Origin of the sequence: Streptomyces roseochromogenus subsp. oscitans DS 12.976 (assembly GCF_000497445.1) — a bacterium.
In the GTDB taxonomy this organism is placed as follows: domain Bacteria; phylum Actinomycetota; class Actinomycetes; order Streptomycetales; family Streptomycetaceae; genus Streptomyces; species Streptomyces oscitans.
Genome location: NZ_CM002285.1, coordinates 838,363 through 844,124, shown reverse-complemented (window position 1 = coordinate 844,124; position 5,762 = coordinate 838,363). Strand labels below are relative to the sequence as shown.

5 protein-coding genes are annotated in these 5,762 nt (G+C 69.5%); all 5 read left to right on the top strand.

The genetic code is table 11. The features are described from left to right. Positions 1–310: ROK family protein (locus tag M878_RS99420; RefSeq protein WP_037730058.1), on the top strand; the 310-nt coding region annotated here is incomplete at its 5' end. 301 nt (positions 311–611) lie between these two features. Beyond that, positions 612–1,943: an ABC transporter substrate-binding protein gene (locus M878_RS53925; protein ID WP_023544796.1), complete on the top strand. Its 1,332-nt coding sequence runs from the start codon at positions 612–614 to the stop codon at positions 1,941–1,943. 53 nt (positions 1,944–1,996) lie between these two features. Beyond that, positions 1,997–2,977, top strand: coding sequence for a carbohydrate ABC transporter permease (locus M878_RS53920; RefSeq protein WP_023544795.1), 981 nt, complete (start codon positions 1,997–1,999; stop codon positions 2,975–2,977). A 28-nt stretch (positions 2,978–3,005) separates the two neighbouring features. Continuing rightward, positions 3,006–3,893, top strand: coding sequence for a carbohydrate ABC transporter permease (locus tag M878_RS53915; protein ID WP_023544794.1), 888 nt, complete (start codon positions 3,006–3,008; stop codon positions 3,891–3,893). A 5-nt stretch (positions 3,894–3,898) separates the two neighbouring features. Continuing rightward, positions 3,899–5,728, top strand: coding sequence for a hypothetical protein (locus M878_RS53910; protein WP_023544793.1), 1,830 nt, complete (start codon positions 3,899–3,901; stop codon positions 5,726–5,728). Positions 5,729–5,762: the final 34 nt, after the last annotated feature.

Sequence of the window (5,762 nt, the reverse complement as noted above, 5' to 3'; positions counted from 1 at the left end):
GCTGTTCGCCCTCGCCGGCCAGGGCAGCGCCCCGGCCCGCACCGTCGTCGCCCGCCATGCCGCCGACGTGGGGCGGCTCGCCGCCGCCGTGGCCGCCGTACTCGACCCGGGACTCATCGTGCTCGGCGGCGGCACCGGCGCCCATCCGCAGCTCCTGCCCGGTGTGCGGGCCGAACTGGCGCGGCTGAGCTGGCCCACCGAGGTGGTCGTCAGCACGGTCGGCGATCTCGGCACGGTCGTCGGCGCGGCCCGGCTCGCGGTCGCCCGCGGTGTCCGAACCGTGACCGAGGCTGCGCGACGGAAGGATTGACGGCCTCCGGCTCGTTCTGCCAATGTCCGGACAAGCGCTTTCTAGGCCGGTCGGGACACCGGCTCGGGGTGGCATCCGGTCCGTACACGACGTACGGCGCGGCGCACGAGGGCGTGCTCGTGCGGCACCGGCCTCCAGTCGGCCGGGGATCCCGCCCGTACCCAGGCGGCGCGGCCGGGCGAGGCCGCCCCCGAAGGCGCACGTTCCCGAGCAACACACCCCTGCCGCAGCGACCGCACACCCACATCCGTGCCGCGGCGACCGGCCGGGGCTCCGTCACGCACCCCTCAGGGAGGACCCGGTGGGTCACCAGATCTCGCGCAGAACCCTCTTCCGCACCGCGAGCGGGCTCGCCGTCGCAGGCGCCCTCGGCCCCGCGCTCACCGCCTGCGCCGGCGGCACCGGAGCGGGCAGCGACAACGGCAGCCTGACGATGACCTGGTGGGGCAGCGACGAGCGGCACGCCGCCTACAAGAAGGCCCTCGCGACCTTCGAGAAGAACAACCCCAAGATCAAGATCGAGACCCGTTACTCGGGCTACGACGGCTACTTCGACAAGTTCAACACCCAGGTCGCCGGCGGCAGCGCCCCCGACCTGCTGCAGATGGACACCGCGCTGGTCGCCCAGTACGCCCGCAAAGGCATCCTCGCCCCCCTCGACTCCTACGTCGGCAACTCCCTCGACCTGACCGGCTTCTCGAAGACGCTGCTCGCCGCGGGTACGGTCGACGGCAAGCTGTACGGCGTCCCCTCCGGCATCGGCGTCAACCAACTGACCGTCAACCGCAGCGGCCTGGAGAAACTCGGCCTGAAGCTCCCCGACCGCGAATGGACCTGGAACGATCTGAAGGACATCGCCACGCAGGTCCACAAGAAGAGCGGAGGCAGGATCCACGGCGTCGACGACGGCGGCGGCTCCACCCTGCAGTGCTTCGAGATCTTCGCCCGGGAGAAGGGCCAGCCGTTCTTCTCCGACGACGGCAAGAAGCTGGGCTTCACCGCCGACACCCTCCAGGAGTGGTGGGAGTTCTGGGCCTCGATGCGCAAGGACCAGGCCTCGCCGCCGCCCGCGATCACCTCCGCCGCGCACAACGACCTCACCAAGAACGCGGTCGTCATCGGCAAGGCCCTGTTCACCTTCGACTCCGGTGTCTACGGCGCCGGCGGCTCGATCACCGACGCCCAGCTGGACTTCCTGCCCACCCCGCAGGGCGACTTCTCCGGCGCCCGCGAGGGCAACTTCGTCAACGGAGGTGTGCTGCTCAGCGCGACCAAGGCGAGCAAGAAGACCGCCGACTCGGTGAAGATCATGGACTTCTTCGCCCAGGACCCCACCGCCATCGAGGACATGCGGCTGCTGCGCGGCATCCCGCCGACCGAGAAGGCCCGTTCGCTGATCTCGGCCGGGCTGAACGAGACCGACCGGCGGAACATGGCGATGGCCGACTACATCTCCCAGCGGGTCGCCAAGGCGACCAACGCCCTGCCCGCGCCCGTGCCCCCGCCCAAGGGCGCCGACCAGATCTGGGACCTGCTGTTCGAGTCCAACCTGGCGGTCGCCTTCGGCAAGAAGACCATCAAGGCGCAGCTCAGCGAGTTCTTCGACCAGGCGCAGAACATCCTCGCGGGCTGACCGCCCGCCCCAGCACAGTCCGGCACCGGGAGAGGGTCAGGGAGACCATGAGCATGACCACTGCCAAGACCGACGGGGCCGCGGGGGAGGGGCCGGCGGCCCCGGCGTCCCCCGCCGGCCCGCGCGAGCGCGCACGTCTGCGCCGCCGTGCCGCCAGACGGCGCGGGGGAGGATGGTGGCCGTATGCCTTCCTGGCCCCCTGGTTCGTGGGCCTGTTCGGGCTGACGATCTACCCGATGCTGGACTCGCTGTACCTGTCCTTCACGGACTTCGACCTGCTCACGCCGGCGCGATGGATCGGCGGCCAGAACTACACGCACATGTTCTCGGACGACCCGGTCTTCTGGGACTCGGTGCACGCGACCCTGCTGTACGTCCTGGTGTCCGTCCCGCTGAAGCTGGCGCTCGCGCTCGGCGTGGCCATCCTGCTCAACCGGCCGCTGAAGGGCATCGGCGTCTACCGGGCCGCTTTCTATCTTCCGTCGCTGCTCGGCGGCGCGGTCGCCATCGCGATCGTCTGGCGTCAGGTCTTCGGCGGGGACGGGCTGTTCAACGACTTCCTCGGCTGGTTCGGCGTCAAGGGCCAGGACTGGATATCGAGTCCGGACACCTCGATCTACACGCTCATCCTGCTCGCCGTCTGGCAGTTCGGCACGCCGATGGTCATCTTCCTGGCCGGACTGAAGCAGCTGCCTAGGGACGTGTACGAGGCCGCCGCGATCGACGGCGCCGGAACGCTCACCCGGTTCTTCCGGATCACCCTCCCGCTGCTCACCCCGATCGTCTTCTTCAACCTGGTCCTGCAGGTCATCGACGGCTTCAAGACGTTCACCCCCGCCTACGTCGTGAGCAACGGCACCGGCGGACCGCTCAATTCGACCATGCTGTACTCCCTCTACCTCTACAAGAAGGGCTTCACCGACCTCCAGATGGGCTACGCCTCGGCGCTGGCCTGGGTGCTGTTCCTGGTCATCGCGGGTTTCACGGCGGTCAATTTCGTCGCCAGCCGTTACTGGGTCCATTACGACGACTGACGCCGCCTGAACGAGAGGTTCTTCGACCATGTCCGCCATCACCCCGAGCGTTTCGCCGCTGGAGAAGCTCCGTTCGCTCCGCTCGCTCACCGGCCCCCGCCGCATCCTCCTGCACACCCTGCTCATCGGCGTCGCGCTCGTCATGCTCTACCCGCTGCTGTGGATGCTCAGCAGCTCCCTCAAGCCGGACACCGAGATCTTCACGCACCCCGGCCTGATCCCGAACAAGCTGCACCCGCGGAACTACTCCGAGGGCTGGAGCGGCAGCGGCAACTCCTTCTCGCTCTACATCACCAACTCGCTGATCGTCACGATCGGCGCGGTGATCGGAAACGTCATCTCCTGCTCGCTGGCCGCCTATGCCTTCGCGCGCTTCGAGTTCCGCGGCAAGAAGATCTGGTTCGGCCTGATGCTCGGCACGATCATGCTGCCGGTGCAGGCCGTGCTGATCCCGCAGTACACGATCTTCTACAACCTGACCTGGATCAACACCTTCCTGCCGCTGATCGTGCCGAAGTTCCTGGCCACGGACGCCTTCTTCATCTTCCTGATGGTGCAGTTCATCCGCTCCATCCCGCGCGAGCTGGACCAGGCCGCGATGATGGACGGCGCGAACCCCCTCCAGATCTACTGGAAGATCATCCTGCCCCTGATGAAGCCGGCCCTGGTCACCACCACGATCTTCACCTTCGTCTGGACGTACGACGACTTCCTCCACCAGCTCGTCTATCTCCAGCAGAACGCCCGCTTCACCGTCCCCCTCGGCCTCACCCTCTTCCTGGACAAGACCAGCGGCTCCTCCTACGGCGCGATGTTCGCCATGTCGGCACTCGCCCTCGCCCCGACGCTCATCTGCTTCTTCGTCTTCCAGAAGAGACTGGTGGAAGGCCTGGCGACCACCGGAATGAAGGGCTGACCAGCGTGCATCTGCCATACCAGCGCGGCCCGCTGCACGACCTGCCGAACACCCCGCAGGCGTACGACGCCGTCCTCGCCGACGTCACCGAGCAGGCCCTCGCCCGCATGACCCCTGAGGGCAGTCTCGAACACCCCGACGCCCACGACGACATCGGGGACACCTCCCTGGGCATCACCTCCCTGCTGGCCCTCGCCTGGCAGCGCGGCAAGGACCCCCGGCTCCCGGAGGCGGTCCGCCGCAGCCTCGCCTTCCACCTGCGCGAGCGCGTGTACACCGAGGACAACCCCGGCTATCCGAACCTCAGGGCCGTCAACTCGGGCCTGCCGTATGCCCGTTACGTACTCGCGGCAGGCGCCCACCCGATCGGCGACTGGCCCAGCACGGTCTGGGCGCTGCTCCAGGCGGTCAACGTCCTCGACGCGGCCGACGGCCTCCTCCACGACGAACAGTGCGCGGAACTAAGGCAGTTGGCACAGGGCTACTGGCGCTGGCTCACCGAGGCCACATTCTTCAACCCGCAGGAGGCGGGCAACCAGGCCATCGGCTGTGTGGTCGGCGGCCTGATGCTCGCCCGCCACCTGCCCACCGGCGAGGGCGCGTCGGTCCGCTCTCGCGCCCTCGCCCTGTACACCGACGCGATCCGCGCCCACCGGGTCCGTGACCGGGGCGCACTGCTGCCGCCCGAGCACGGCGGCGCCTACGACAACAACTACGGCCCGATCTCCCTGTCCTTCCTGGCCCAGGCCCACCGCGTCAGCGGCGAGGAGATCTTCACCCAGGACGGCGACACCCTCGCCCGCTACATCGACGCCCGCCTGACCTCCGGCGGCTACGACAACGGTGGCCCCCGCTACAGCGAACAGCACTCCGGCTTCGAATCCGTCCTGGGCCTGCGCTACTTCAGCGCCCGCATCGGCTCCGACCTCGGCCGCTACCGGGGCGACACCGCCTGGGGCCGGCACGCCGTCCAGCGGGACGGCCGGATCGACGGGCACTTCGCGTTCATGCTGGTCTGGCAGATCCAGGACACCACCCGCTGGCACCGCACCCCGTCGACCCGGCCCACCCGCCACCACCTGCGCTCCGGCACGGTCTCGGTGGCCTTCGACAACCGGATGACCCCCTCCCTGATCGAGGCCGCCGGCACCTACTACCTGCCCGCCGCCGTACGCCGGCAGCACGGATTCGGTCCGGTCACCGACGGCTTCCTGCTGTGCCGCCCGATGGGAGAGGTCCGGGTCGCGGACGTCCGCGCCGAGGGGCTCGCGGCGAAGCTGGTGACCAAGCCGGTCGTCGGCCGCGACCATGTCCTGCGCCATGTGCGCTCGCTGTACGTCACCGACGGCACGAGCCTGTGGGTGACGGTCGCCGTGGAGCGGCTCGGCGGAACGCCGTACCTGCTGTCCGGACTGCCGTACGCCGCCGACGACGGCGACCGGGTGCGCCGCACCGCCGAGGGCGAGGTCACCTCGGCGGGCGGCCTGCGCCTCACCCACCCCACGGACACCGGCCCCGACCACTTCGACGCCCGCGCGGAACTCACCCAGGAACAGGCCGCGTTCACCCTCGCCGCCGAACCGCGCGGCTACGGCAACCCCGACGAGGGCTGGCGCCACCTGTTCTCCTCCACCGCCCTGGAGGCGGCCCCGGCACCGGGTGCCCCGGACGGGCTGCACGTGTTCGCCGTACGGTACGGGCCCGGCGGCGTCTTCGCGCCCGCTTTCGATCACGACGAACGGGGTCTGACGGTACGCACCGAGGTGTTCACGGCGGTGGTCGGCGATCCCGTGGGCGATGCCCGCGGCGAACCCCGGCTGACACTGAGCGCCTGAGCGCCGGGCTTCAGACGGGCAGGCCGGGCAGCCC